Below are 23,606 nucleotides of genomic sequence, written 5' to 3'. Positions count from 1 at the left end.
GGTTGCAAAACTGCCGTTCACTGCGATAACCGGCTCATGATTGCGATTATCGCACTAAAAGCCCGATCAGCGCATTGTTGACGCCCCCGCCCGTGCAGCACGCTTGCCTCCACAACAAAACAATAAGGAGGTCAGCATGATTCGTGGTTCCACTGAACTCGTCGCAATCGTCGGTTCGCCCATCGCCCAGGTGAAGTCCCCCGAGAACTTCAACACCTGGTTCGCCAACAACAACTGCAACATCGCCATGCTGCCCATCGACCTGCACGAAGCAGCGCTGGGCAGCTTTGCAGACAGCCTGCGCGGCTGGCAGAACCTGCGTGGTTGCGTGGTCACTGTGCCCTACAAACAAGCCCTGGCCAACTGCCTGGACGGCCTGAGCGCGCGCGCGGCCGCCCTGGGGTCGGTCAATGTGATTCGCCGCGAGCCTGGCGGGCGCTTGCTGGGCGACAACGTGGACGGCGCCGGCTTCCTGGGGGCTGCGCGCAAGCATGGCTTCGAGCCGGCGGGCAAGCGGGCCTTGGTGGTTGGTTGCGGCGGAGTCGGCAGTGCCATCAGCTATGCACTGGGTGAGGCCGGTATTGCCAGCATCACCCTCCATGACCCCAGTGCTGCACGCTTGGGCGCGCTATGCGAACTGCTTGGCAGGGCCTTCCCCGGGCTCGGCATCAGCACGCAGGTCTGCGGGCTTGAAGACTTCGACCTTGTGGCCAATGCCTCCCCCGTCGGTATGGGCACAAGCGCAGAGCTGCCATTGTCTGCCGCGCTGCTGGCAACCCTGCAGCCCGACACCCTGGTCGCCGACGTGGTCACCTCGCCCGAGATCACCCCGCTGTTGCACCGGGCTCGGCAGGTTGGCTGTGCGATCCAGACTGGCCCGGAAATGGCCTTCGCCCAACTGGGCCACCTCGGCGCCTTCATGGGCGTGACGCCACTGGAGATCTGAGGCCATGGCCACTATCGAAAACACACAGCAGCGCTTTGACCTTATTGTGCTGGGCAGCGGCGCCGGAGGTTTTGCCGCTGCAGCCACGGCAGCGCGGCGCGGGCTGAAGGTGCTGGTGGTGGAAAAGGCCGAGCACTTCGGCGGCACGTCGGCGATTTCCGGCGGGGCGGTGTGGCTGTATGGCACCGACCAGGCCCGCGCCGCTGGCGCCAAGGACTCCCCCGAGGCCATGCGCACCTACCTCAGGCACGTTATCGGCGATGGCTACGAGCCTGCATTGGCAGACGCCTTCATCGAGCAGGGCCACCAGGCGCTGCGCTGGCTGGAACAGCACACCGAGCTGCGCTACGCCCTGCGCCCGCACTCACCGGATTATTACCCCGATGCGCCCGGCGCCACCCAGTTTGGTCGGGCGCTGGAAATGGTCGAATACGACGGCAAGCACCTCGGCCCGCGCTTCAAGGACCTGCAGATGCCACCGCCCGGGATGCTGCTGTTCGGCGGCATGATGGTCAACCGCGTGGATATCCAGCATTTTCTCAGCATACGCCGCTCACCCAGGTCGCTGTGGCACTGCCTGAAACTGATGGCGCGTTACGCTCGGGACCGCCTGCAGCACCCACGTGGCACCCGACTGACTACCGGCAACGCCCTGATCGCACGCCTGGCCACCAGTGCCTTCGCCCATGGCACCCAACTGTGGTTGCGCAGCGAGGCCCTGGAGCTGATCGTTGAACAGGGCGTGGTCACGGGCGTGGTGGTACAACACGAGGGGCGCCGTGTGCGGGTACTGGCGCGTGGCGGTGTGGTGTGCGCCATGGGTGGGTTCGCGGCGGGCGCGCTCGCCGCTGGCTACCGGCCCGCTCAGCCAACACCGCACCTGACCATGTCGCCCGCTGCCAACGACGGCGCTGCCCTGCGCCTTGGCCAGGCTGTGTCGGCAGCCCAGGGCGAGGGCCTGGCGGCCAACTTCTTCTGGGCGCCGGTTTCCGAACTGCGCCATGCCAGTGGCGAGCGTGAACGCTTCCCGCACCTGGTCACCGACCGCGCCAAGCCTGGCGTGATCGCGGTAGACCCGACCGGGCGGCGCTTCGTCAACGAGTCGGACTCTTACCACCACTTCGTGCAGACCATGTTCGCCAACGGCATTGCCAGCTGCTGGCTGGTCTGCGATGCCGAGGCCATGAACCGCTACGGCCTGGGCCTGGCGCGGCCTAAACCGGTAAACAACCAGGCGCTGATCGACGCCGGCTACCTGTACCAGGCCGCAACACCAGAGGCCCTGGCCCAAGCCATCGGCGTTGACCCACAGGTGCTTGCGCAAACCCTCGAGCAGTTCAACGCAGATGCCCGCAATGGCATCGACCGCGCGTTCGGCAAAGGCGGCAACAGCTACAACCGCTACATGGGCGACCCGCAACACACCCCTAACCCGTGCCTGGCGCCACTGGCAAGCGGGCCGTTCTACGCCATTCGCATTCACACCGGCGACCTTGGGTCGGCCTGCGGCCTGGTGACCAACGCCGATGCCAATGTACTGAACCGAAGCGGCCAGCCGATTGCCGGGCTGTACGCGGTCGGCAATGACATGAACTCACTGATGAAAGGCACTTACCCCGGCCCCGGCATCACCCTGGGCCCTGCGCTCACCTTCGGCTGGCTCGCTGCCAACCACATCACCGCGCGCCTGCAGGCGCCGGCCACCCAAACGGAGACCTCTGCATGTACTACGAATTGAGAACCTACACCCTAGACCCCCTGAAAATGGCCGACTGGCTGGCCCTGTACCAAAGCCATGCGCTGGAAGTGCAAAGCGAACACCTGGGTAACCTGGTGGGCTTTTTTACCAGCGAGTTTGGCGACGTGAACCAGGTGGTGCACATCTGGGGCTATACCAGCCTCGATGAGCGCATAGCGCGCCGCGCCGCGATGGCATCAGACCCGCGCTGGGCAGAATTCTCGCGGCGCAACCGCGAACTGGGTGCGGTAGTACGCCTGCAATCGCGACTGATGCGGCCCACCGGCTTTTCGCCGCTGAAGTAAACCGTAAGCGACCTTCTATCAACCCCTGAGCGGAACCCCTGCATGCAACCCCTCGAATGTGACGTACTCGTCATCGGCTCCGGTGCTTCTGGCCTGGCAGCCGCCGTTACCGCTGCGCATCACGGCCTGCGCGTGATCGTTGCGGAAAAAGCCAGCCAGCTGGGCGGCACCAGCGCCTGGTCGGGGGGCTGGCTATGGGTACCGCGCAACCCGCTGGCCATTGCCGAAGGCATCGTCGAAACCGACGATGCCCCAGAACGCTACCTGCGTGCGCAAACCCACACCCACGAGCTGGACCCACGTCAGCGGGCATTCCTGCGCTACGGCCCCGAGATGGTGGCGTTTTTCCAGCAGCACACTGCTGTGCAGTTTCAGTCCGGCAGCCGCATGCCCGACATGCGCGAAGGTGACGGCAGCGCACACGGCGGCCGTTCACTGTGCGCACTGCCCTACGACGGCCGCCTGCTAGGGCCCTGGCTGCACAGGCTGCGCCCACCGCTGGACATCGTCAGCCTGGCCGGCCTGGGCATTGCCGGCGGCACCGACATGGCCGCCTTTTTCAATGCCACGCGCTCGTTCAAGGCAGCGTTGCATGTAGGTAAGCGCCTGCTGCGCCACGGGCGCGACCTGCTGCTACACCGACGCGGCCAGCAACTGGTCAATGGCAACGCACTGGTGGCACGCCTGCTGCGCAGCGCCCTGGACCTGGGTGTGACGCTGCTGACCGACAAGCCGGCCAGCCGCCTGTTGGGAGAAGGCCGGGTCAGCGGCGCGCTGTTTGCCGATGGCCAGGCGATTCACGCACGCCGGGGTGTGGTGCTGGCCTGTGGCGGCTTCCCGCACGACCGCCAGCGCATCGCTCAATTGATGGCGCATGCGCCGGATGGCACCCGGCATTACTCTGCCGCGCCCAAAGAAAACAGCGGCGACGGCCTGCGCCTGGGCGAACAGGCCGGTGGCCTGGTAAGCACCGAGCTGGCCCAAGCCGGCGCTTGGGCACCGGTTTCGCGGGTACCACGCAAAGATGGAACCTTCGGCCATTTCCCGCACCTGATCGACCGCGCCAAACCCGGCTTCATTGCCGTGCGCCGCGATGGCCGACGCTTCGTCAACGAAGCCGATTGCTACCATGACTTCATGAACACACTGTTCGCTGCCACGCCGCAAGGCGAGCCGCCTGAAGCCTGGCTGATCTGCGACCACGCGGCGCAGCGCCGCTACGGCATCGGCTGGGCCAAACCGTTTCCCTTCCCTACCCGCTTTTACCAACGCTGTGGCTACCTGCACAGCGGCGCTACGCTGGCACAGCTGGCGAAGCGCTGCGGGATCGATGCCGGGCAGTTGCAGCGCACTGTGGACGGTTTCAACCACTTTGCGGCACAGGGTGAAGACCCGACCTTCCAGCGCGGCACGTCGGCCTACAACAGGGCTCAGGGTGAACCGCAGCAGGCACCCAACCCGTCGCTTCGGCCCTTGCTGGAGGGGCCGTTTTATTCGGTTAAACTGCTGCCAGGCAGCCTTGGCACCTTCGCCGGCCTGGGCACCGACGCCTCGGCCCGGGTGCTGGACCACGCGGGGCAGCCGATACCCGGGCTGTTTGCGGTGGGTAATGACATGCACAGCGTGATGGGCGGGTATTACCCGAGTGGTGGTATTACCCTTGGCCCGGGGATGACCTTTGGGTATCTGGCCGGTAGAGCGTTAAGTGGCCTGCGTTCACAGTGAACACCGCAAGGGCTGGTTTTCATAAAGGCTGCCCATGCGCCTGCTCTACCTGAGCCACCTTGGGCGGCTGTTGCAACAACCCTCGCGGCAACCGGAAGCTTTTGAACGGTTGCTGGGTGATGGGATTGAAGGCTTTTTCAGCATTCAGTCGATAGCGCATCACGCCATCACCGGTCCGGAAGCTCAGGTCTACGCTGGTTGGCGTCCGCCCATTGAGTGAGCCGCGGCTGAGCAAGCGGAACATCGACCACGGCCCGCGGTACTCCAGGCTGCTGCTGTTACCGTTCTGCCTCAGCAAGGTAAGGTTGCTGCGCACCTGCTGCCCCAAAGTATTGGGCCAGACGATCCCGGTGATCTGGCTCGGCCCATGGGTGTAGGAAATCAGCTGACCATCGAGGTCCAGCAGACTGGTGCGCTGGTTAGCGCTGAGCCCCAACGGCTCGATGCTGAACTGCACACTCAACTTGCCGCGCTGGTCAAAGAAGGTTTCGCGGATGCGATCCGCCAGCTCGAGTTGCTCGATCACGTCGGCGCGAATCAAGGATTGCCCGTGCTGAGCGGATTGCAAGGCCTCAAGGTTCTCCTTCAGGAAGACCTCCAGGTATTGATCATGAAACTGCTGCAGCCTCCCTTTCGGCCCGAAGAACGCCTCGAAGTCATCGAGTGAAGCATCGGGTGCCTTCACCATAAAGGGATAGCGGCCTGCCAGACGTTGCTGGAAGAAACTGTAAACCTCAGCATCCCAACGCCGCTCCAGTTCGCGCAGTGCTTCAACGTTCAGCACCTGGGCGGTCTGGTCGGCGAGCTTTCTGACCTGGTGGTTGATGGGCTCCGGCAAGCCTGTGGCAATACGTTGAAGGGTGCCTATCGGGTCATGCCCGGTCATCGCAAAGCGCTGATGCACAGCTTGCAGTGCGGCCTTGCCGCGGTCCGGGCTGTCCTGTACGGCCTTGGCGTAGTCCAGCACGGCCGCAACAGCGCCGAGGGTTTCATCGTAGTAGCTCGGCTTTTCTCCTGTGGCCTGCAGCATCGCGCCCAAGCCTGCAAACGCCCGCTGGATGGCCAAGGCTTGCTGTTGCTCGGGTTTGCGCGTTGCTGAGCGCAGCGTATTCAGTTCACCCGTTATTTCAACACCAGCCGGGGAAGCGAGTGAGGTGTTATCCCTCACCGTATCCAGCAGCCGCTGCAAAGGTGCTGCTGGGCCGGTCAACTGCTGCAGGACCGTGACACCATGGTCCAGATCACGGAAGTCGGCGACGGTGAATGCATTCAAGGCGCGTCGCCAGCTGTCAATGTAATCGGCGCTGTAGAGGTTATGCAGCCGTTCGGTCAACGCATTGCGGTCGACGTCCGAATAGTCGAGTTGGCTGCGCTCGCCCAAGGCCCACTGATCGACCATCGCCATTTCAGCGAACCGCTGGCTGCGCGGCTCGAAGTATTCCCTGAAGCCTTTGGCGGTAAGCATGGCGGCCAGCAGTACCTCCTCCTCCCCTTGCCTGGCCCCGGAAGACGGCTGGTACACCACATCGAACGCAGGCCCTACCTGGTGGCGCAGGTCCAGACCGCTGTGCAACTGCTCTTGCGCCTGTTGCTTCAGCCCTGCATAGACCCGCTGTGGCAACGGCAATTTGCGCAATGCCTGCTGCACTTCGCTGACACGCTGGCGGTACTGCGGCAAATCCGTGTCTGCATAGGCCAAGGCGTACTTCAAATGCTGCATGAGGTCACGCTGCAGTTGCCCTTGCCCAGGAAATGCCCGTTGCCAATGACGGGCCATCCAGTCCTCGACCCATTCGGGCCGGCGGCTGTCGCGGTCCTCGATCATCCGGTAAACCCTGAGCGCGGCCATTTGCTGCTCGCTGCCAGAAGGTGCTGCGTTCATGGCATCGATCACACCACTGGCCAACGCCGGCAAGAAACGCCTGGACAACAAGCTCAGGTACGCCTCATCAACCAGGGGGCCAATGTTGCGCCCTTGATACAGACCAAAATCGGCAACACCCAGCCACGCCGCGCGATAGTCGCCAAACACCGCCACCGCATCGCGAATCTGGTCCAGTGGCTCCAGCAGGTTGCGCCCGGTCGGATCAAGCCGCAGATCGACTTCGTGACGGCTGTACTCCTGGCTTTTGGCGAACACACTGGCAGCCTTGGAGCTATTGATATCGAAGTAGCGCTGCCAGCTGGCGATGGCGATACTGAACGCCAGGAGGCCTACGCCAGAACCAATCCACAGCAATTGGCGCTTGCTGCGCGCTACCCGGACGTTGTCGCCCGCCAGGCCGGCCTCCTGATAGATAACCCGCCTGAATGCTTGCTGGATGAAATAGACCAACGCCTTGCCCTGTGCCTTGCCCTCACGCAGGGGAAGTTTCGTCTTGTAGGGCTGTGCCGCTTCACGGACAAATGCATTGCTCATGTCGCCGTGCTGCACCACTGACGACCAATACACACCACGTACCAACGGTGGCGTGGTGAAACGGTCACTTGCCAAGGCTTCGCGCAGAAATGCCAGCAGTATGGGTCGCAACCCGACCAGTTGGGCTCGCAGTGAGAACAGGCGCCCGCGCGGCGCTGTTTTGCCCAGTACGTCCAGGCGATCGATCACCTGCTCGTTCAATGTGGCGAGAAGCTGTCCGTAGTGCTCGTCATACTCATCCAGCCAGGCATCGAACGCCTCAACTGCATCCAGCTTGAACGTGAATCCCAACAGGCTTTCACGCTTGGCGGCGGGAAGCTTGCCGTAGAACTGATCGAAGCCGTCCAGCAGATCGAATTTGGTCAGTACCACGTACAGTGGCAGGCGCGACCCCAGCTGGGTGCTGACTTCGTACAGGCGTGTGCGCAACCCATGGGCCAGCGCGACGCGTTGGTCGGGCTTGCCATTCAACAGCGCCGGCAAGTCGACGACCAGCAACACACCATTAAGCGCCCGCTGGCTTCGATTACGCACAAGCCAGCTCAACAAGTGCTCCCACAACCGGGCCTCGGTACCGAGCGTCGCGAAGGGTTCAGACTCGGAGGGGTCGTTGGCGGCCGAACCAGCCGGGGGCTTTTGACTGATGAAGATACCGGGCGGATCAATGATCACGGCATCGTCGCTGACCCACCAACCGACCGGGTAGGCCAGTGCTTCAGCCTGTCGACCCCGTGCCTGGGCCTGGTCGATTCGCGTCAGGGTAAAGCGCTGATCGGTGCGGTCGATGAAGCTGGTTTTACCCGATTTTTCATCGCCCAACACCAGGTACCAGGGCAGCCGGTACAGGGCGCGTCGCCCACCGGCATTGTCGAGGTATCGCTCAAGCCCTTGGCTCAACGCCTTCTCTTGCGCCTGCATGAACGGTAGCGTGCCATCCAGTTCGACGGCGCGTGCCTGCCGGCGTTCTGCTTGCAGGCGGCGTAAGCGCCGGCGCACCACCACAAGCCAGCACAAAAGCGGCACCAGCACGAGTACCAGGCTTGCCACGCTGCGATGAGCCACACTTGCCAGCGGCTGTTGCTCACGCCACATCCATTGCGGGCCAAGCCACCAAATAGCGACCAGCATCAGCAAGGCGCCAAGCCCAAGCAGCAGCGGCAGCGCCAGGCCAATGCGCGTTACCCACGGCAAGCCCCAACGTTTGAGTTGCGTCCATATTTGATTCATCGAGGCTCCTGTTCCTTGTCTTGAACTGCCAGCGCTGGGGATGTCGCGTACTGCTGAAGCCGCTGGAACACTTCTGGCTCCCACGCGCTGGCGGTGGTTTGCTGCATCGTTTGGGCAACGCTGGCGCACAGGTTCTGGGCCAGCCACGACACCCCCCGCGCGGCCAGCAGGTCGGCAGCGATCACGGTGGCGTGGCAGCGCTCACGGGGAGCACGAAAGCCCGCTTGCAGCCCTTGCAGCCTGAGGAGCACCGGCTCTACACCAGTGGTTTCCAGCTGGCTGACCAGCTCCTCGCGCAGGCCGCCAAACTCGTGGGAGGTTGAACTTTGCTCGGAGGGCCCTTGCATGCCTTTGAGCCAGGCCAGGCATTGGTCGTCGACAAACACCGTGCCGTCACTGAAGCACAACTGCTGCAGCGCCGGCATTCGCTGTACAAACCGGGCAGTCGCACAACGGATGGCTTCAGCCACCTCGCCCATCGCCAGCCGTGCGGCAACGGTCGCAGCCAGAAAGCTGCCACGAATCCAGTAGGGGCAAGCCGTCACGCTTTTTTCAATACGCTGAAGCAGTGCAGGGTCAAATGCCGTACTGGCAATGGCCTCTTCATAGACCCGCGTGATATCCAGCGGAACCGCCATCAATTCCGTACGGTTGCCCTGCCTGGCCGGGGGAGCAGCCTGAATGTGCGCCCACAACCCAAAACGCCGTAACTGGTAGCCAGTAGCGTCATAAGGGTCCTGCTGGTTGATGAGCTCGGCCATGGCGAGCACAGCCCGCCGTGTCTCACGCTCATTGCCCATCGACAGGTGTGACGCGGGTGTGGCGATGACGTCGGCCAGCGGCGCAGGTTTCACGCTCGCCGCCGGTGGCTTGGGTATCGCACCCTCGCCGACACCGTTGGCGAGCTCTATGTGCTTTCGCAGCAGGCGCCCCAATTCGTCGAGAACAGCTGCCTCCAGCTGTGCCGTGCCCTGTTGCTGCAGGTGGTTGAACGCCGCCTGCGCCGCCGCTGCATGAGTAGGACTAAAGGTGAAACGGTCAAGACGCGGTAGCGCCTCGACCAAGCGGCTGACCACCAGGCCAACCAACTTGCGCTTGCCCAGAAAGCCTTTCGGCCCAGGCTTGGGATGAGCAGTTTCCCAGTAGCACTCGATCATGCCGGCCAACAGCGCCAAGCTGAATCCCCAACGCTGCCAGCAGCCGCTACGCAGCCATGCGGCACTCAGGTGCGCAACAATTCGCAAATGCTTGCATTGCTGGCTCAGGTACTGTCGGGACGCTTCTTCGATGTAGACCCAGTCGATCGAGGCGTCCTGCAGCCCACCCAGCTTGACCATTTCCTGGTCTATGGCCTGGTAGGTTTCGTCCTCGACATCGAACAGCCCGGCAGGCACCGCTGGATCAATCGGTGCGAGCAGCCGAGCGACTTCGGCCGCGGATACCTGCGCTACCACCGGCATGTGCTTCGCGCCTGGCTGATCAGCGGATCCAGGCCTTGAGCATCGAAGGTCAGCCCGTCGACCTCGCCGTGCTCACTCACAACCTCGATACGCTGGGCACCGATCAGCTTCCTGATCTGCTCGATGGCTGGCAGGCCCCGCCCGGCATCGAGCACCTGCCCGTTCTCCATCACCTGCCAGGACGTCTCACGGGTAGACCAGCCCTCCCCGGTCAGCCGTACCTTGACCCAACTTGCATCGATCGGGCGCCTGGCAATCAGCTGTAGCCGGGAGATGGCCTGGATGCAACTGATCGCCATGTAGGTACGTTCATCACCCGATGCAATGGCGGGTGCCGAAATCACGAGCGCTGGTGCGCCTGGGCTGTCCTGCGTCTGGCTGCCGATGCGAAACGTCAGGTCATCCGGTGCCCGTGCAGCTTCATTTGCCATCACGCGCAACACACTGGGGGCCTGCTGCTCCGGTGCTGACCACTGTCGCTTTGGTGTGTACGCAGGCGTGCCCGCGGCCTGATCGAAACAGGCCAGTCGCTCGACGTTGGACACAATCCGGGGGCAGTCCCGCGTGGGCCCCGCCAGCACCGATTGCAGACAAAACAGCAACGAGAGACCAGCGCCATATGCACAGCGGTTAATCATCCTGAACTTACTCTCTGAAATAGTACAAACGGCCTATATTACGGCGCGAAATTTCCTACAAAAAAATGCCAATGCACATATGCGCATGCCGCCAACTCGAACACATCCAGCGGAAGCCTAGTACAGAGTTCCGAATGCACACAAACAAATATTTACTTACATCTTCACGCTCGACCACCGGACACTTTTCCATGCATGGTTTTTATAGAAGACGGGCAGCCAGCCCGACCAATTAAACATATGCAGGAAACTTCCTACAAGATCACAACAACATTAAACACAACTTGATTCTAAATCTCCTACAACTCAACAGGGAGTTACGTACTGATGTCTAAAAGCACGGGATCCGTCGCACCTAAAGAACGCGTCAATATCAAGTATGTCCCCGCGACGAGCAATGAGCAGGCTGAGGTGGAGCTGCCCCACAAGATGCTGGTTCTGGGCGACTTTGGCCTGGATGACAGCCGTGCGCTTGAGGACCGCCAGGTCGTGCGCATTGATAAACACACATTCAATAGCGTGTTGAACGACGCCGACGTGAGCCTGGACGTGTCTGTGCCCTCCAGGCTCAGCACCGCCCCGGATGCCGAGCTGGCGGTCCACCTGCAGTTCAGGTCCATCAACGACTTCGGACCGGACCGGATCGCGCGCCAGGTGCCTGAGCTGAACAAGCTGCTGGAGCTGCGTGAAGCGCTGGTCGCCCTGAAAGGCCCGCTGGGCAACGTCCCCGCCTTCCGCAAGCAACTGCAGCACCTGCTTAACAACGAGCAGGCCCGTAAACAACTCGCCCAAGAACTGGACCTGGTGCTTGAAGCACCCGACAAAGACTGAGACAACGGAGCGTCCCCATGCCTAAGCCAAGCAACACCACCATCACCACTGACGCAACGACCGACACGTTGGGCAGTACCTCCTTGCTGGACCAGATCATGGCAGAAACCAAATTGGTACCTGCTCAAGAGGGCTACCAGGTTGCCAGGCAGGGCGTATCTGCGTTCATTGCCGAAATCCTCAAAAGCAATGACCCGGATCAACTGATCAACAAGCACCGGGCCGACCAGATGATTGCCGAAATCGACCGGGTACTCGGCAAACAGATGGATGCCATTCTGCATCAGCCTGAGTTCCAGCAGCTCGAATCATCATGGCGCAGCCTGAAACTTCTGGTCGACCGCACGGACTTCAGGGAAAACATCAAGCTCGAAATCTTGCATGCCAGTAAAGAGGACCTGCTGGACGACTTCGAAAATGCTGCGGACATTACCTGCAGCGGTATCTACAAACATGTTTACACCGCAGGTTACGGCCAATTCGGGGGGGAGCCGGTTGCGGCCATAGTTGGCAACTACAACTTCGGCCCCTCTTCCCCTGATATCAAGCTGCTGAGTTACATGGCCTCCGTTGGCGCCATGTCCCATGCTCCATTTCTTGCCGCACCTGCCCCCGAGTTCTTCAACTTGAGCAGTTTCGAGGAGCTGCCCAACCTCAAGGAAATAAAAGACCTCTTCGCCGGCCCACGGCATGCCAAGTGGCGTGCATTTCGTGAAAGCGAAGACGCCCGCCACGTCGCCTTGGCCGGGCCTCGCTTCATGCTTCGTTCCGCTTACCACCCGCAGGAACAACCGATCCAGAGCTTCAACTACGACGAAGATATCGCCGGGCAGCACGACAACTACCTGTGGGGCAATTCTGCGTTTCTGTTGGCCAGCTGCATCAATGACAGCTTCGCCCGCTACCGCTGGTGCCCGAACATCATCGGCCCACAATCGGGCGGCGCCGTCGACGACTTACCGGTTCACCTGTACGAATCCCTCGGCCAGTTGCAGGCCAAGATTCCTACCGAGGTGCTGATATCCGACCGCAAGGAATTCGAACTGGCCGAAGAGGGCTTCATCGCCCTGACCATGCGCAAAGACAGCGACAACGCGGCGTTTTTCTCGGCCAACTCGGTGCAAAAGCCCAAGAACTTCCCGAAAACCCCCGAGGGTCTGGAGGCTCAGACCAACTACAAGCTGGGTACCCAGTTGCCCTACCTGTTCATCGTCAACCGGCTGGCTCACTACATCAAGGTGTTACAGCGCGAGCAGATCGGTAGCTGGAAGGAGCGCCGTGACCTTGAGTCCGAGTTGAACAAATGGATCAAGCAGTACGTCGCCGACCAGGAGAATCCATCTGCCGACGTTCGCAGCCGCCGGCCACTTCGAGCCGCCAGAATCGAGGTCTCGGATGTTGCCGGTGACCCAGGCTGGTACCAGGTTTCGCTCGCCGTGCGCCCGCACTTCAAGTACATGGGCGCGAATTTCGAAATCTCCCTGGTCGGGCGGCTCGATACGCAATGAGTGGTCTTTTTGATCGTTTGATGCGGGATCAGGATACCAGCCGGGAGCCTTCCCGACGGGAGAGCGCTTCCCACAAGTTCGCCGCCATCAAGTGCCACCTCGAAACGCTGCTGAATGCCCGCCTGGGGTGCTCCCAGAGCAGCCCTGAGCTGGGCCTGCGCGACTTCAACGGGCATGACGTGAACAACGGCGACCTGCTTGTACAGGTGAGCGCGGATATCCGCCGCACCCTACAGCGCTTCGAGCCACGCATACAGATACGCACGCTCAAAGCAGTGCCCGATGCTCATACGCCGCTAGAGCTGCATTTCAGGCTGGATTGCCTGGTCCAGGTCAACAACCACGCAGAGCACCTGCAGCTCGAGCTGATGGTCAACGGGCACAACCGCTACACCCGAGTGAGGTGACCGATGTCACTGAAAGACAGTTTCAGCGAAGAACTGCGTTACCTGCACGAACTCGGCAACGACTTCGCCAAAGACAACCCACAACTTGCCCGGTTGCTTGGCAAAGGTGCCAGCGACCCCGATGTCGAACGCCTGATGGAAGCCTTTGCGTTCCTCACCGCCAAGCTACGGCTGAAGCTGGAAGACGACTTGCCAGAGCTGACCCATCCCATGCTGCAGCTGTTGTGGCCGAACTATTTGCGGCCCCTGCCCAGCGCGACAATCATCCAGTTCAGCCCGGTCAGGCAATCCCTCAGCCAGTCACAGCGCATCCCAAGAGGGTCGCGGCTGTTCTCGAAACGGGTGGACGGTGTGGCCTGCGAGTTTCGCACCTGCACAGCGGTCAACATTCATCCGTTCGAGATCGACACGGTGGGCGCCACCCAGACACTCGACAGTTCCGTGGTCTGCATCGGCCTTCAAACACTGGTCGAGCGGCCGTTGAACAGCCTGGGCTGTACCAGCCTCGACTTTTACCTCAGTGGCGATACCCTCAGCGCGCGCACGCTTTACCTGTGGGTTTCTCAATACCTCAAGCATGTCAGCGTGACCATCAATGGCGAGGTTCGCCGGCTGCCGGCAAACAGCATCGCATTCCCGGGGTTCAGCCCCGACGACGCCTTGCTGCCTTACCCGCAGAACGTCTTTGATGGCTACCGAATCCTGCAGGAATACTTCGCCTTCCCCCAACGTTTCCATTTTTTCAGCGTGACCGGGCTGGAAAAAATCTGGCCAGCTCACTACAGCCAGCAGGTAAGCCTCGAATTTCACTTCACCCGCCAGCTACCCGACACGCTGCGTGTCGGCAGAGCAGATTTCAACCTGTTCTGCGCACCTGCGGTCAACCTGTTCCAGCACAGCGCCGAGCCCATCGACCTGTCCGGCCAGGAGGCCCTTGTTCCACTGAAGCCCAAGGGCACAGAGCCGCACGGCTACGAAATCTTCAGTGTCGACCAGGTCATCAGCACCCGAACGACGACTGACGGGAACACCGGTGAGCAGCTGCGAACCTTCCGCCCCTTCGAGTCGTTCGCCCATGAAATCGAGCAGGTTCAGGGGCGCACAGCGCTGTACTACCGCTGCCAGCTGGAAGAGTCTCTGCGCGGCGATGGCGTCACGCATCGAATCGCCTTCGTCCGCGCCGATGCCAACAGCTACATAGGCGAACTGGAAACCGCGTCCATCGACCTGACCTGCACCAATCGGGACCTGCCGCTGGCGCTGGGCATCGATGACATCAACGTCCTGACCGAACTGACGCCCCCGCTGGCCACCTACACCAATCTCTGTAAGCCCACCCGCCCCTGTCGGCCGGTGCTGGACGGCCAGTTGCAGTGGGCATTGATCTCCAACATGTCGCTCAACTACCTGTCCCTGCTCTCGGTAGAGCCGTTGAAAGCCGTGATCCGCGCCTACGACTTCATGGCCCTGCACGACATCCAGCAGGCCCGCACCACCCGTAAACGCCTGGCCGGCATGCGCGACATTCATACACAGCCCATGGATTGGCTGATCAAGGGGCAGCCCATTCGCGGCCTGCACACCCGTCTGAAACTGGACCAGACCGCCTTCCTCTGCGAAGGCGACTTGTACCTGTTCAGCTGCGTGCTGGCCCACTTCTTCGCCCTGTACGCCAGCATCAACTCCTTCCATCAGCTGGAAGTGATCAACACCACCAATAACGAGCACTACACATGGCCAATACAGACCGGCAAGCAACCGCTGATCTAGCCGACAAGCTGCTCTCGGAGGCGCATCAGTACAACTTCTTCCAGTTGCTGGAGCGGCTACACGGGCTGCATGGCGATGACCTCGAACCCCGTTGGCCAGACGAAGTCACCCGGCGGCGGGTGCGCCTGGCCTGCGACCCACGGCTGAGCTTCCCGGTGTCGGACGTGTACAAAGCCCAGAGGATGCCCGCTGAGCAAGAACGCTACCGCGTCGTTGCCACGTTTCTGGGCTTGCATGGCACCGATTCGCCACTGCCCACCTACTACCTGGAACAGGTGGCCTATGAACATGCGCAGGGCATCGGTGTACGCCCGGCCTTCTTCGACTTTTTCAACCACTACCTGCTCAGCCTGTTGCACCGTATATGGCGCAAGTACCGCTACTACATCCGTTTCCAGCCGGGTGCCAGTGACGGGTTTTCGCAGTATGTGTTTGCCCTGCTGGGGCTTAACGACGCGCAGTTGCGAGGGGACACGGCGCTGCCCTGGAGCCGCCTGCTCAGTTTTGCCGGGGTGATCGCCAGCCGCAGCCGTGCGCCGGGCACTGTGGCCGGCATCATTGCGCACTGCTTCGACCTCAAGCATGTGCAAATCCGCGAGTTCGAGACGCGCTCAGTCACCACCACATCCAGGCAGCTTGTAACCCTGGGGCGTGCCAACGGGCAGTTGGGCAGCACGTTCATGGTCGGCAGCCGCACGCGCACCCGCAGCAGCAAGTTCACCATCGTGATCAGCGAGCTCGACCAGGCGCAGCTGCGGGACTTGTTGCCCAGCGGCATCAACTTCGGCCGTTTGCGCGCACTGATCGACTTTCTGCTGCGTGACGGTCTGGCCTACGACCTGGAGCTGCGATTGAAACAGAACGCGTTGTCACCCTTCTGCTTGCACCGCAGCCAGGGCGCTTACCTGGGCTGGACCAGCTTCGTCGATGATCGGCATGGCCAGATCAGCCCGATTGTACGCTTCCGGGGACGTTCATGAATTCAGTGACCTTGAGCATCACCAACCTCGACCAACTGCAGCACGACGTTACTGCCCGGCACCGGTTCGATTGCAAGGGCGGCACCATCGGCAGCGAACGGGCAAGCTGGCGGATCAATGACCGTGCTCAGACCGTTGCGCCCCTGCACTGCGAAATACGCTGGCTCGAAGGCAGCTTCTGCGTGATCGACCACTGCCACCGCACCTACCTTAATGACAGCTCCACCAGCCTGGAAACGCTTGCACCCAGGCGGCTTGTTGAAGGTGACCAGCTTCGCATTGGTGCTTACCGGCTACAGGTTCAGTACGCCCAGGATCAAGCCTGCACACGCTCGCTGGAGGACCTGTTCAACCCGGACCAAAGGGTGCTCGACCGCCTGATAGCCGAAGAGCCTGCCACCCCTTGGCCAAAAAATCCTTCTGCCCCTCAACCAGCGGTCGAGATCTGCTCGGTCTTCAAGGCAGCCGTGGGCAATGACCCTCTGGCAGCGCTGGACGCAGCGGCTGATGCCGAGGCATTCGGAGAATGCCCACTGCAGCGCCTGATTGCAGGAGAACACCCATGACGCGTCATCCACTACTGATCGCGCCGCTGCTGCTTGCGTTGGTCGGGCTCACCGGCTGCACCTCTTTGAGCAGAGCGAGCCAGGTCGTCATGGACCCTTCGTTGCCCATCGGGCCGCCCAAGGATCATGCGACCCAGGTCGCGTTCAGCATCAATGCCAGCCCTACCCTCAACGGCAATCCGAATAGCCTTGACGTAGCGGACGAACAGGAGCCGGCCCTGGAACCCAGCCCCTACGCAGTGACCCTGAGTGCCGGGGACCCCTATGCGCTGACCGAAAAAATCGGGACCCTGTTCGAATACCTGCAGGTGCAATTTCCTGCGATGTCCCCGGTCGAAATGCACGACGAAGACGAAAGCGACCCGGCACGCTCGCCCCTGGAAGAAGGCGCACCTGGCAGCTACGACGACCCTGCCGTGGTGCTGACCTTGCCGCGCACCACGGCCGTTACCTCAGAGCCTGTGGCCACGCCTATCGCCATCAAGATCCTGCAACTGCGCGACGACTCACTGCTGCGCAACACGGTGTACCAGCTGCTGGACCAGGACCCGGCCAAGGCACTGCGCAGTACCTACATCCGTGGTGACGACTACCTGCTGCGCCCTGGCCAGTTCAAGTACATCCCGTTCGAGCCCATCCACGCCGAAACGCGCTTCGTCGCGGTGATTGGCGACTACCGAGGCCATGAAAACGCCACCTGGCGGCAAGTGCTGCGCATTCCGCCGCGCGGCCGCCAGATCATGCTGTCGGTGCTGGTCAACGACACGCACATCCTGCTCAAGGAAGAAGACTGATGGCGCCTCGACACCCTTTGCCCTTACTGCTTACGCACGCTGACACGGAGCGCCCATGAGTTCACGTAACCCCGTCCTCTGGCCCGAAGGCCTGTTCGTCAAACCACAACATTTCCAGCAGGCGGCCAGGGCCAGCGAAGCAGCCCTGCACCAGCGCCTCGCCAGCCTCAATGCAGCCTTCTAAGGCTTCAGCGAACTTCAGCTGAACGACGAATACCTGAGCCTGGGCAAGATCGCCATCACCCGGGCGCGGGGCGTCATGCCGGACGGGACGGTGTTCGATATTCCCGCCGACCTGCCTCCACCGCCGCCACTGGAAATCGACGACGACGCCTGTAAAGACAGCGAGGTGTATCTGTGCCTGCCGCTGCGCACCAATGGCGGCCGCGAAGTGAGCTGGCCCGACAATGCCGCCAACTTCCGCTACACCGCCCAGGCACAGGAAATCAAGGATACCCACACCGCTGACGGTGACCTGGTACAGGTAGACCTTGCCGTGCCCAACCTGCAGCTCAGACGCACCACCGAAGACAGCAGCGCCTACACCCGCCTCGCCCTGGCACGTATTCTGGGACGACGCCCCGACGGCAGCGTGCAACTGGACGAAGCGTTCTACCCCACCAGCGTGTCGGTGCGGGCGGTGCCGGCACTGCAACGGTTCCTTGACGAAATCACCAACACGTTGCGCGAGCGGGCGCGCGGCCTTGCCACGCGTATAGGCGCTTCGGGCCAGTCCGGTATCGCCGACATCCGCGACTTCAACCTGCTGCAGGCAATGAACCGTTGGTGGCCGTGTTTCCAGCATCTGGCCAGGCAAGCGCAAACGCACCCCGAGCAGCTGTACCTGTGCATGAGCCAAGCCTGTGGCGAATTCGTCACCTTCACCGACCAGAACAGGCTGCCGCAAGAGTACCCCGCGTACCACCACACTGCGCTGCGCGCCTCGTTCAAGCCCCTGGAAGACACCCTGCGCCGGTCCCTGAGCACCGTGTTGCAGCCACGCGCTGTTTCACTGCCGCTGGAAAGCGAACAATTCGGCGTGATGACGACCACGCTACAAGACCGTCGGCTGATCGACGAAGCCGACTTCATCCTCGCCGTGCGCGCCGACCTGCCACCGCAAACGTTGCGCCAGATGTTCATCCAGAAAGCCAAGATCACCTCGCTTGAGTCACTGAGCAACCTGGTGCCGCTGCAACTGCCGGGTATCCCTCTGTTGCCATTACCGGTGGCGCCACGCGACCTGCCCTTCCATGCGGGCTTCAGTTACTTCGAGCTGGACCGGCGCGACCCCGCCTGGGCATGCATGGCCAAGGCGAATGGCTTCGGCATCCATATTGCGGGCGATTTCCCAGGGCTTGAACTGCAGTTCTGGGCGATCAGGAGTGAGTGAAATGGGAGAAGACAATAAAACGCCCATCGATGACAAAAACGCTGAAGTCAGCCCGCTTGATCCAACCCTTAAAAAGCCGGCATCCAGCGCCCAGGCCACGGCAACCAATGCGCAAGCATCCACGGCAACCCCTGAACCAGAGCCCGCCTCGGAAGGCTACCCCGCCGACCCGGAATTTCAGCTGCGGGGCGGCTTCGCCAACCTGATGCTGGATGCCGCGTCACCGTTGTTCGGCTTGGTCATACGCCTGCGCACGCTGGACGAACTGCCAAACATCAAGGATGTGCACCAGCAAGTACGTAACCAGATCGACAATATTCAGGAAGAAATGCGCCAGCACGGTTACGAGCCCGCTCAGTTGCTGGCGTATTCCTACGGCCTGTGCCTGTTCATAGACGAGGCCGTCATGGAACGATCCTGGGGCAAGAGCAGTTGCTGGAGCCAGGAGCCACTGCTGAGCATCTTCCACGACGAAACCTGGGGCGGGGAAAAAATCTTCACCGTGATTACCCGCCTGATGCAGGAGCCCACGCGTTATCAGGACGTACTGGAGTTCATGTACTACGCCCTGTGCCTTGGGCTGAAAGGCAAGTATGCGCTCGCGCCAAAAGGCGAAGAAACACTCAACGCACTGATTCACCAACTGCACGAAATCATCCGCGAACTGCGCGGCCCCACGCCAGAAGAAGTCTGCGACCCCTACACCAACGTGGCCCCACGCAATTTCCGCATGAACCGGCAGTGGCCCTGGTGGAGTCCTTTGGTGATCTCGGCCATCGCCATGGCGGTCGCTTACGGCATCTACAGCTATCGCCTGCACCTGATTACCACCGAGGTACTGGAGTCGCTCAACGGCATCTTGCAGCAGTAAGCCGCGGTTATCCAGGCCAACAGAAATCAACGAATTGATGAGGCTTCGGCCTTGTTGAAAAGCCCATCGTTTCCGATGGCCACGCCACTGTTGTGCGCGTGTCAATCCACATGGACGCAGGAGAAACTGCCATGCCAACACCCGCTTACATCGCCATCGAAGGCAAGACCCAAGGCAACATCACCAAAGGCGCCTTCACCGCCGACTCAGTCGGCAACATCTACGTAGAAGGTCACGAAGACCAGATCCTGGTGCAGGAAGTCAATCACCGCATCACCGTGCCCACAGATCCGCAAAGCGGGCAGCCGGCCGGCCAACGGGTACACGGGCCGTTGATTTTCACCTGTGCCCTGAACAAGGCGGTACCGCTGCTTTACAGCGCGCTGTCCAGCGGAGAAATGCTGCCCAATGTCGAGCTCAGCTGGTATCGGACCTCGGTTGAAGGCACCCAGGAACGCTTTTTTACGACCAAGCTGATCGACGCTGTGATCATCGATATCGACCTCGAAATGCCACACGTGCAGGACAAGGACAACAGCGACTTCACCCAGTTCTTCAAAGTCTCGATGGCCTACCGCGGCATTGAGTGGGAGCACATTACGGCAAGTACCGCAGGTGCAGACGACTGGCGCAAGCCCAAAGAAACAGCTGTGTGATCTAGCTGCGGAGCCGGGCAGGCTTGCCTGCCCGGACTTCTGATACTTCAGACGGCGGACAAGGACTGCTTATGCCTACCCAATCTGATTTGCGATACAGCTTCCAGCCCGTGGTCGGAAAAACTGAATTCGAAGTGGTGTCGTTCGAGCTCAAGGAGGAACTCAGCCAACCGTTCAAGTTGACCCTGAAACTCATCAGCTTCGAACACGATGTCGACTTCGGCCACCTGCTCGACAAGCCCGTGCTGTTCACCATCTGCGATGGTGAACGCCCCGTCCGCTACGTGCACGGCTTGGTCAGCAGTTTCAGCCAGGGCGAGAGCGGCTTACACCGCACTTACTATCACGCATTGGTCGAGCCGCAACTGGCCCGCGCCAGACTGCGCTCGAACTGGCGCATCTTCCAGCACAAGACCGCGCCGCAAATTCTCGAAATGATGCTGAAACGACAAGGCATCACCCAGTATCACTTCGGAACTGGCTTCAACTATCACCCGCGGGAATTCTGCGTACAGGCCGGCGAAACCGATCTCGACTTTTTTGCGCGCATCGCTGCTGAAGAAGGTTTGGTCTATCGGTTCGAGCACACTGAAAAGCATCACAAGCTGATCATCACCGACCGACTGCTGACATTGGGGCACATCGAGTGCAACGCAGCTAAAGCAAAGATCATCGATGAAGGGTTTGTCGATGGCGATGAATCAACCAAACCCTACACAGTGCTGTACCACGCCAACAGAGGCGGCGACCAGCCCCAACCCTGCCTGCGGCGCTTGCGCTACAGCGAACAGGTGCGTCCCGCACGGCAGGTTCAACGCGACTACACCTTCACCCACCCCGCCTACCGCCAGGAACACAGGGCCTCAGGCCCCTATCTGAAGCACCAGTCCGCCGACTATGAGTGCTTCGACTACCCAGGCCGCTACAAACGCGATGCCGTTGGCAAGCCGTTCACCGAAAACCGCATCACCGCCTTGCGCCACGACGTGCGCATTGCCGAGGTGCAAGGCGACGATATACGCCTGCAACCGGGCCTGAGCTTCACCCTGACCGGCCACCCGCGCGAAGACCTGAATGTGCACTGGCGAGTGAGCACAGTCAGCCACGAAGGCAGCCAGTTCACCAGCCTGCAGGAAGAAGCTGCCGGGGCTGACCAGAGCACACGATACGAGCAAAAGGCGGTACTGGTGCCGGGCAGAACCGAGTGGCGCCCGGCACCGTTGCCCAAACCACGCGTTGACGGCCCGCACATGGCCACTGTGGTCGGGCCACCCGGTGAAGAGATCTACTGCGACGAATGGGGCCGGGTCAAGGTCAGCTTCCCCTGGGACCGCGAAAGCCAGGACAACGAATTCAGTTCCTGCTGGATTCGGGTATCCCAGGGCTGGGCCGGCGGCAGCTGGGGCTCGATGGCCATCCCGCGCATCGGCCAGGACGTGATCATCCATTACGTCAATGGCGACCCCGATCAGCCGATGATCACCGGCCGTACCTACTGCGGCAACCAGCTGCCGCCGTATGACCTTCCCCGCCACAAGACCCGCATGACCATCAAGAGCCAGACCCACAAGGGCGATGGCTTCAATGAGCTGCGCTTTGAGGACGAACTGGGTCAGGAGGAAGTGTTCATTCATGCCCAGAAGGACCAGAACAATGTGGTCAGGCACGATGAGAATACGCAGGTAGGCAATGACCGCAAAGAACAGGTCAATAACGACGAATCAATCCTGATCGGCCACGACCGTAATGAAACGGTTGGCAACGATGAGCACGTCACCATCGGGCATGACGCCACGCTCGACATCGGTCAAAACCACACAATCAAGATCGCCAAGGATCGTGTGGAAACCATCGGCAATCACCGCCACGACCAGATCACAGCCAATCACCACACCCGCATTGGCGGCAACCTTGAGCAGCAGGTCGAAGGGCATGCCGAGCTTGAAGCCCGAGGGGAAATCCGCAGACGTACTCGCCGTTATGAACTTCGAGCATCGGAAGCAGTGGTCATCCAAGGCCCTGGGGGCTCCATTCGAATCGATGAAACCGGCATCACACTGGACAGCCCGACGATTCGCATCACCGGCCAGATGCTCAAGTCGGCAGATGGGGCAAGCAACCTCTTTTCCATCAGCGGCGCGCCGGTCAATGGGAAGCCCCTGGAGCGCCAGTGCGGACGCCGGCCCGATGGCACCTGCACTTTGCCCGACTGCCGCTGCATCAGAGGGCCAGGCCAATGAAAACAGCCCTTTCAAATGCGCGGCCAGACGAGCACTTCGCAAATAACGCTCGGTTCATGTTGCTGTTGACCCGCGTGCTCGAGCACTGGGCCTACCGACCAATACCTCAAGAGGGCGAACGGGTCCCGGCCTATGCCCCTTCGGTACTCGAGCTCGTCAATGAAATCAGCCGAAATACCCAGCACGCCTGGCTGTGGAGGCGCAGCACCCTGGACGACCGTCACGACTTTGGACCATTGCTGGTAGACGTGTCAGAAGCGCCCGAACTGCTTGCCCATGCAATATCGACCTGGATGCCCATTGGCGGTGCCATCGCGCTGGATGCCGAGATCGGCCTTGCCCCGTTGGCAGACCACTTCACCAGCCTTGTGCAGATCGCGCTTCCAGACCAGGGGCTGGCCACTTACCAATTCAAACCTGACCACCTTGCGGCCTGGCTGGATGCACTGGATGAAGACCATGCAGCTACGTGGCTTGGCCCTGTGACGTCGCTGGCCTGGCGAATCAACTGGGGGCCGGTGCACGCGTGGAAAAAGCTCGAGCGCAGCCCGACCACTGCCCGCTCTTATCAGGAACCTGCATTACCCCTTCGCCAGCTTGAACTTGAGCGGCTGCAAGCAGGCATGCACGAGCACTTCGTGCTCACGTTGGCGCATGAGGTGTTAGCACTGCCACAACACGCCACCCACACATTGGCCGACATCCGGCAATGGATCGAACGCCTGCTGCCGCAACTGAAAGCCCTCAACTTTGGCGATGAGGAAGTCACTGGGGAATTCATCAGGCTGGTTGCCAGGCACAGGTGGCTCATGACCGATGACCACGCGGGGAAGATCTACACCAACCTAGAGGAGTCACCCCAAGGCCGCCTCCGCGAGCTGCACGCACTGATCGAAAGCAAGGAACCCACCCATGAATGACGCCAGTGTCAGCAGTGCCACCTCCGGCCCTGCCTGCAGCGCACGCATCCCCATCCTGCCGGTGCGCTATGCCATCGTGCCACGCACCGGCGACACACCCGCCTGCCGCTATGCCAGTGCGGGTTTCAATTTGGACCAAAGCTTCCCCCCGCTGCAACACTCTGCCTACACCCTGCGCGCTTTGCGCCCGGGTTATGTCTACGTGTTCATGA

19 protein-coding genes and 1 pseudogene are annotated in these 23,606 nt (G+C 61.3%); 17 read left to right on the top strand and 3 right to left on the bottom strand.

What is annotated here, in order from left to right:
- Nucleotides 1-136 precede the first annotated feature (136 nt).
- From ACK1VC_RS19455 to ACK1VC_RS19440, 4 genes are read left to right on the top strand one after another with little or no spacing between them, the layout of a single operon-like run.
- The gene (locus ACK1VC_RS19455; protein ID WP_145914363.1) at nt 137-946 is read left to right on the top strand and encodes a shikimate dehydrogenase family protein; all 810 of its coding nucleotides are present in this window, start codon (nt 137-139) and stop codon (nt 944-946) included.
- A 4-nt stretch (nt 947-950) separates the two neighbouring features.
- Entirely contained in the window at nt 951-2,684 is a 1,734-nt protein-coding gene (locus ACK1VC_RS19450; protein ID WP_016486127.1) for an FAD-dependent oxidoreductase, read from the top strand.
- The gene (locus tag ACK1VC_RS19445) at nt 2,669-2,989 is read left to right on the top strand and encodes an NIPSNAP family protein (protein ID WP_060518607.1); all 321 of its coding nucleotides are present in this window, start codon (nt 2,669-2,671) and stop codon (nt 2,987-2,989) included. The genes ACK1VC_RS19450 and ACK1VC_RS19445 overlap by 16 nt, the downstream gene beginning before the upstream one ends.
- 42 nt (nt 2,990-3,031) lie before the next feature.
- Nucleotides 3,032-4,714 (top strand): FAD-dependent oxidoreductase, encoded by a 1,683-nt coding sequence (locus tag ACK1VC_RS19440; protein ID WP_197884266.1) that lies wholly within the window; start codon nt 3,032-3,034, stop codon nt 4,712-4,714.
- Nucleotides 4,715-4,733: 19 nt separating this feature from the next.
- Here the strand turns inward: ACK1VC_RS19440 and tssM are convergent, their stop codons facing one another.
- The 3 genes from tssM to vasI are packed head-to-tail and all read right to left on the bottom strand — an operon-like array spanning nt 4,734 to nt 10,458.
- Nucleotides 4,734-8,360 carry a type VI secretion system membrane subunit TssM gene (tssM, locus tag ACK1VC_RS19435; RefSeq protein ID WP_191087509.1) on the bottom strand — a complete coding sequence of 1,209 codons (3,627 nt, stop codon included), beginning with the start codon at nt 8,358-8,360 and terminating at the stop codon, nt 4,734-4,736.
- Entirely contained in the window at nt 8,357-9,820 is a 1,464-nt protein-coding gene (tssA, locus tag ACK1VC_RS19430) for a type VI secretion system protein TssA (RefSeq protein ID WP_070086878.1), read from the bottom strand. Before tssA ends, tssM begins: the two co-directional genes overlap by 4 nt.
- Nucleotides 9,808-10,458, bottom strand: a complete 651-nt coding sequence (vasI, locus tag ACK1VC_RS19425; RefSeq protein ID WP_172455913.1) for a type VI secretion system-associated protein VasI — start codon at nt 10,456-10,458, stop codon at nt 9,808-9,810. The genes tssA and vasI overlap by 13 nt, the downstream gene beginning before the upstream one ends.
- A 327-nt stretch (nt 10,459-10,785) precedes the next feature.
- Here vasI and tssB point away from each other — a divergent pair, with 327 nt between their 5' ends.
- From tssB to ACK1VC_RS19360, 13 genes and pseudogenes are all read left to right on the top strand, one after another.
- Entirely contained in the window at nt 10,786-11,289 is a 504-nt protein-coding gene (gene tssB / locus ACK1VC_RS19420; protein ID WP_102689613.1) for a type VI secretion system contractile sheath small subunit, read from the top strand.
- Between the two features lie 17 nt (nt 11,290-11,306).
- The gene (gene tssC, locus ACK1VC_RS19415) at nt 11,307-12,797 is read left to right on the top strand and encodes a type VI secretion system contractile sheath large subunit (RefSeq protein WP_102689612.1); all 1,491 of its coding nucleotides are present in this window, start codon (nt 11,307-11,309) and stop codon (nt 12,795-12,797) included.
- Nucleotides 12,794-13,204, top strand: a complete 411-nt coding sequence (gene tssE, locus ACK1VC_RS19410) for a type VI secretion system baseplate subunit TssE (protein ID WP_031312002.1) — start codon at nt 12,794-12,796, stop codon at nt 13,202-13,204. The genes tssC and tssE overlap by 4 nt, the downstream gene beginning before the upstream one ends.
- Nucleotides 13,205-13,207: 3 nt before the next feature.
- Complete coding sequence (gene tssF, locus ACK1VC_RS19405) at nt 13,208-14,974, top strand: type VI secretion system baseplate subunit TssF (protein ID WP_023048043.1); 1,767 nt, start codon at nt 13,208-13,210, stop codon at nt 14,972-14,974.
- Nucleotides 14,938-15,954, top strand: coding sequence for a type VI secretion system baseplate subunit TssG (gene tssG, locus ACK1VC_RS19400; RefSeq protein ID WP_096425931.1), 1,017 nt, complete (start codon nt 14,938-14,940; stop codon nt 15,952-15,954). Before tssF ends, tssG begins: the two co-directional genes overlap by 37 nt.
- On the top strand, nt 15,951-16,520 hold the full coding sequence (locus ACK1VC_RS19395; protein WP_096425930.1) for an FHA domain-containing protein: 570 nt from the start codon (nt 15,951-15,953) through the stop codon (nt 16,518-16,520). The genes tssG and ACK1VC_RS19395 overlap by 4 nt, the downstream gene beginning before the upstream one ends.
- A complete protein-coding gene (gene tssJ / locus ACK1VC_RS19390; protein WP_023048046.1) occupies nt 16,517-17,314 on the top strand; it encodes a type VI secretion system lipoprotein TssJ in 798 nt (265 codons plus the stop codon). The genes ACK1VC_RS19395 and tssJ overlap by 4 nt, the downstream gene beginning before the upstream one ends.
- Nucleotides 17,315-17,369: 55 nt before the next feature.
- Nucleotides 17,370-18,707, top strand: a pseudogene (gene tssK / locus ACK1VC_RS19385) (type VI secretion system baseplate subunit TssK).
- A gap of 1 nt (nt 18,708) precedes the next feature.
- Entirely contained in the window at nt 18,709-19,578 is an 870-nt protein-coding gene (icmH, locus tag ACK1VC_RS19380; RefSeq protein ID WP_096425928.1) for a type IVB secretion system protein IcmH/DotU, read from the top strand.
- A 131-nt stretch (nt 19,579-19,709) separates the two neighbouring features.
- The gene (locus ACK1VC_RS19375; protein ID WP_023048048.1) at nt 19,710-20,234 is read left to right on the top strand and encodes an Hcp family type VI secretion system effector; all 525 of its coding nucleotides are present in this window, start codon (nt 19,710-19,712) and stop codon (nt 20,232-20,234) included.
- 71 nt (nt 20,235-20,305) lie between these two features.
- Complete coding sequence (locus tag ACK1VC_RS19370) at nt 20,306-22,474, top strand: type VI secretion system Vgr family protein (RefSeq protein WP_191087508.1); 2,169 nt, start codon at nt 20,306-20,308, stop codon at nt 22,472-22,474.
- Nucleotides 22,471-23,394: a DUF4123 domain-containing protein gene (locus tag ACK1VC_RS19365; protein ID WP_191087507.1), complete on the top strand. Its 924-nt coding sequence runs from the start codon at nt 22,471-22,473 to the stop codon at nt 23,392-23,394. The genes ACK1VC_RS19370 and ACK1VC_RS19365 overlap by 4 nt, the downstream gene beginning before the upstream one ends.
- On the top strand, nt 23,387-23,606 hold a 220-nt coding region (locus tag ACK1VC_RS19360; protein WP_449118020.1), incomplete at its 3' end, for a toxin VasX. The genes ACK1VC_RS19365 and ACK1VC_RS19360, both read left to right, overlap by 8 nt.

It is taken from the genome of Pseudomonas sp. XP2, assembly GCF_053557975.1.
Note: the sequence above shows the minus strand (reverse complement) of the source record. Positions and strands in the feature narration are given on the sequence as shown.